The sequence below is a fragment of the Microcystis sp. LE19-10.1B genome (genome assembly GCF_027530565.1).
In the GTDB taxonomy this organism is placed as follows: domain Bacteria; phylum Cyanobacteriota; class Cyanobacteriia; order Cyanobacteriales; family Microcystaceae; genus Microcystis; species Microcystis aeruginosa.
Window position 1 is genome coordinate 1 of record NZ_JAPZQM010000623.1, and the last position, 4,266, is coordinate 4,266.

The window sequence follows — 4,266 nt, forward strand, 5'->3', positions numbered from 1 at the left end:
GAAATATTATGGAGATTTTTAAAATATGAATGGATTGAATTTAGCGCCTATAAAGACCGAAAGAGCCTCCTCGCTTACGTTAAAAAAGTGCTGGACAATTTTGGAGGCGAGTATGTAATTAATTTTGCCTAGGTACTTAGGTTACAATATTATTGTTCTATATATCACCTATCTAGCCTTTGATAAAATTTATGGAATCATCTACTCTACCGATTCATAATCCAGCCGAACGTTTATTAATTATCCTACAAAGATGTTCTCCAGACGAAACTGACGAATCAGTTCAAGCAGTTTTAGCAAGAGCAATGGAAGTGAAAAATGACACTGATTCTGTTCAGAAAGGGTTGATTCAATTACTACAGCTTATTTATCATATAGAAGATCAACTACAATATTTTCCTTCAAGAAAACAGTCTTCCTATAAAGAACTTATGAAACAAATTAAGGATGAATTAATTAGTGTATTTTCAAGACTTGAAATGTCTTGGTCAAATTCTTTCTTACAGCCATTAAACTCTCCTGACTGGTACGCTCTACATTGGCTTCCTTCTTGTGTAGAAGATTTTGAGGAAATATATTTAAGCAAAGAGGATTTGAACAGGTTAAGGGAAGAAATCTTAGGTTTAATTCAAATGATTGACGATAGCAAAATTACGCAAGAGTTTAAACAATTTCTGCTGATTAAATTAAATGAAGTCCTAGAAGCTCTTAACAAATTTTACATCGTTGGCTATAATGGTCTTCGCAAGGAAATTTTGGCTACCCTCACCGAGGTGGGAATTAATCAAGTCGAAGGTGAAGATAAGGAAACCAAGAACAATATATCCCAAAAGTTGCAGGAATTTTTCACAAAAATAGTTCCAGAAAAAGCACAAAAGATTAATCCGCCAATTAGTCTCCTTGTAAATAGTTATAAGCTTGCAGAAATGTTCAAAATTTTACCTCCAGGTAATTAACAAAAAAGGGTTGCTATCATATTTAAATCTTAGATTTTGGTGTGTTACGCTTCGCTAACACACCCTACTGTATATTTTTATTAAGAATTATCTGTCCCTTGTAACATTAAATCTTAATTCTTAACAAATTACCCTAGATTCTCAGAGAAAAACTGATTATAATAAAGGGAACTGAACAGAACTGCTCGATCGATAGATAACTGATTAATTAAAGTTTTATTACTTTTGATGGCCTGGGATTAAGAGAAGTAAATTTATTCTTGATCGCTCCCTGAAAGTGAGAAGAAATAGTTTTAATAAACAAAGAGTTTTCAACTTGGCAAAAATCCTCTGGGGGCAATACACATGGAAGTTCTAACCGAGACAATTAACCCAACTTCGATCGAACGGGAACCGATCCATCTCTATAACCGAATTCAACCGCACGGGGTGCTTTTAGTTCTCAGCGAACCGGAGCTAAAAGTCAGCCAAACTAGCAGTAATAGCCGCAGTTTATTGGGTATTTCTCCGGGGGAAATTATCGGTAAAACCCTAGAGGAAATCTTCGATCCCTTTCAGATCGATCCTCTAAAATCAGCCATAGAAAATAACGATTTTGATGCTATCAATCCCTCCAAAATTTGGGCGCGGGTTAAAGGGGATGATTTTGCTGTCTTTGATGCTATTTTTCACCGCAACGCCGAACAAATGCTGATTTTAGAGTTAGAACCAGCTATTTCCTATGAAAACATTCCTTTCCTGAGATTCTATCACCTAGCCAAAACTTCGATCGATAAACTTGAAGCCACCCGTAGCCTGAAAGATTTCTGTAATATCATCGTTAAAGAAGTGCGAAAAATGACAGGATTCGATCGAGTTATGTTATACAAATTCGACGAAGAAGATAACGGTGATGTGATAGCAGAAGACAAAATAGAGCAACTAGAACCCTATCTCGGTTTACGTTATCCCGCTTCCGATATCCCTCTCCCGGCACGAAATTTATTAAGTGCTAATTGGATTCGACAGATTCCCGATGCTACCTCTGAACCCGTCGATCTAGTGCCTAGTCTTCATCCCGAAACCCAACAACCCTTAAATTTAACCCTGTCCAGTCTTAGAAGTGCTTCTCCCTGTCATTTAGAATACCTGCATAATATGGGAGTGGGAGCATCTCTAACCATTTCTCTGATTGAAAATAAACGTCTCTGGGGCATTATTGCCTGTCATCACCGCACCCCTAAATATGTACCCTACGAACTCCGTAAAGCTTGTGAGTTCTTAGGAAGAGTAATTTTCTCGGAAATATCGGCACGGGAAGAAACCGAGGATTATGACTATCGAGTAAAATTAACCTTTGTGCAATCGCAATTAATCGATTATATGGCGGAAGCTAATAACTTTATTGATGGATTAATTGCCCATAAACCGAATCTGCTCGATCTAACTAAAGCCACGGGAGCTGCTATTTGTTTAGGCGGCAATTATACCTTAATTGGAGTAACACCGAGCGAAGAAGAACTAAATTATCTGATTACTTGGCTAGAAAAAAACGTCCATGAAGATGTTTACTATACCAATTCCTTACCGCGAATTTATGCCGATGCGGGTAAGTTTAAAGACATTGCCAGTGGTTTACTAGCAATTCCCATTTCTAAACGTAATTATCTCCTCTGGTTTCGTCCGGAAGTAATTCAAACCGTGAACTGGGGTGGTGATCCGGGTAAAGCGATCAAAACGACTGCCATAGATGGTGATATTCGTCTCTGTCCGCGTAAATCTTTCTCCCTCTGGAAAGAAACCGTTCGCCTCAAATCTTTCCCCTGGAAAGCAGTAGAAATTAACGCCGCACTAGAATTACGAAAAGCGATCGTCAATATCATCTTAAAACAAGCCGATGAATTGGCCCGTTTAGCGCGGGATTTGGAACTATCAAACGCCGAATTAAAAAAATTCGCCTACGTCGCCTCCCACGATTTACAGGAACCCCTCAATCAAGTCGCCAACTATGTGCAGTTGCTAGAAATGCGCTACACCGAAGAACTGGACGAAGATGCTAAAGAATTTATTACTTTTGCCGTCGAAGGTGTCAGTTTGATGCAAACATTAATAGATGATGTGCTGGCTTACTCGAAAGTGGATATGCAGGCGGTAGAGTTTAATACCATCGATGCTAATCTGGCACTGGAAAAAGCTCTCGCTAACCTGAAAGGGAGAATTCAGGAAAGTCAAGCTATAATCACCGTTGATCCTTTGCCAATTGTCATGGCAGATAAAACCCAGTTAATGCAATTGTTCCAAAATCTCATCGGTAATGCCATTAAATTCCGGGGAAAAGCAACTCCCACTATTCATATTGCTGCCCAACGTCAAGAGGAGGAATGGCTGTTCTCTGTCACCGATAATGGAATTGGTATCGATCCCCGATTTTCCGAACGCATTTTCGTGATTTTCCAACGACTACACACCCGCGACGAGTACCCCGGCACAGGTATGGGTTTGGCGATTTGCAAGAAAATTATCGAGTGTCATCGCGGACGAATTTGGGTAGAATCCCAATTAGGCAAAGGAGCGGTTTTCTGTTTTACAATTCCCCTAGGAGGTAACGAGCGTGAGCGCTGGCGAGGACGTGCCACACAAAATTATCTTATTAGTGGAGGACAGCAAAGCTGATATTCGCCTCATCCAAGAGGCATTAAAAACTAGCACCGTCCCGCACGAATTAGTTATCGTTAGGGATGGTGTCAACGCCATGGATTATCTGCGTCGAGAAGGGGAGTATCTCGATTCTCCCCGTCCTAATCTGATTCTTCTCGATCTGAATTTACCCAGAAAAGACGGACGGGAGGTGTTAGCGGAAATCAAAAACGATCCCAGTTTAAAAAGAATTCCTGTGGTGGTTTTAACCACTTCTCGCAACGAGGAGGATATTTTTTATAGCTATGAACTGCACGTTAATTGTTATATAACCAAGTCGCGCAATCTCAACGATTTGTTCAAAATTGTCAAAAATATCGAGGCTTTTTGGTTAGAAACCGCTACTTTACCCGGGGAGTGAATCATTATCAGTGATCAGTTATCAGTGATCAGTTATCAGTGATCAGTTATCAGTTATCAGTTATCAGGAGTCGGTCGTCAGGAGGCAGGAGGCAGCTTTATTCTCCCCACGCCCTACACCCTACACCCCACACCCCACACCCCCCACCCCCCCCCCCCCACCCCCCAAAACAAACCCCCCAAAAACATTAAAAAATGTTTAAAAAAAATGGCCCAAGCCCGGTAAAAAAAATTTATTTAAAGCGGGAAAAATATACCCACCACCAATAATAAA

The 4,266-nt window shown here is 40.2% G+C and carries 4 protein-coding genes and 1 pseudogene; all 5 read left to right on the forward strand.

What is annotated here, in order from left to right:
• Positions 1-132 (forward strand): annotated as a pseudogene (locus O9332_RS22440) (IS630-like element ISMae24 family transposase); the annotation flags it as partial.
• Between the two features lie 59 nt (positions 133-191).
• On the forward strand, positions 192-956 hold the full coding sequence (locus O9332_RS22445) for a hypothetical protein (RefSeq protein ID WP_288027499.1): 765 nt from the start codon (positions 192-194) through the stop codon (positions 954-956).
• Between the two features lie 345 nt (positions 957-1,301).
• On the forward strand, positions 1,302-3,608 hold the full coding sequence (locus O9332_RS22450) for a sensor histidine kinase (RefSeq protein ID WP_288027501.1): 2,307 nt from the start codon (positions 1,302-1,304) through the stop codon (positions 3,606-3,608).
• Complete coding sequence (locus tag O9332_RS22455) at positions 3,547-3,993, forward strand: response regulator (protein WP_002758488.1); 447 nt, start codon at positions 3,547-3,549, stop codon at positions 3,991-3,993. The genes O9332_RS22450 and O9332_RS22455 overlap by 62 nt, the downstream gene beginning before the upstream one ends.
• A gap of 38 nt (positions 3,994-4,031) precedes the next feature.
• A complete protein-coding gene (locus O9332_RS22460) occupies positions 4,032-4,184 on the forward strand; it encodes a hypothetical protein (protein ID WP_288027503.1) in 153 nt (50 codons plus the stop codon).
• The last annotated feature ends 82 nt before the right edge of the window (positions 4,185-4,266 follow it).

Excerpts from the sequence above, each read along its gene's own strand:
- O9332_RS22445 (WP_288027499.1), top strand. The coding sequence starts at position 192 with ATGGAATCATCTACTCTACCGATTCATAATCCAGCCGAACGTTTATTA.
- O9332_RS22450 (WP_288027501.1), top strand. The coding sequence starts at position 1,302 with ATGGAAGTTCTAACCGAGACAATTAACCCAACTTCGATCGAACGGGAA.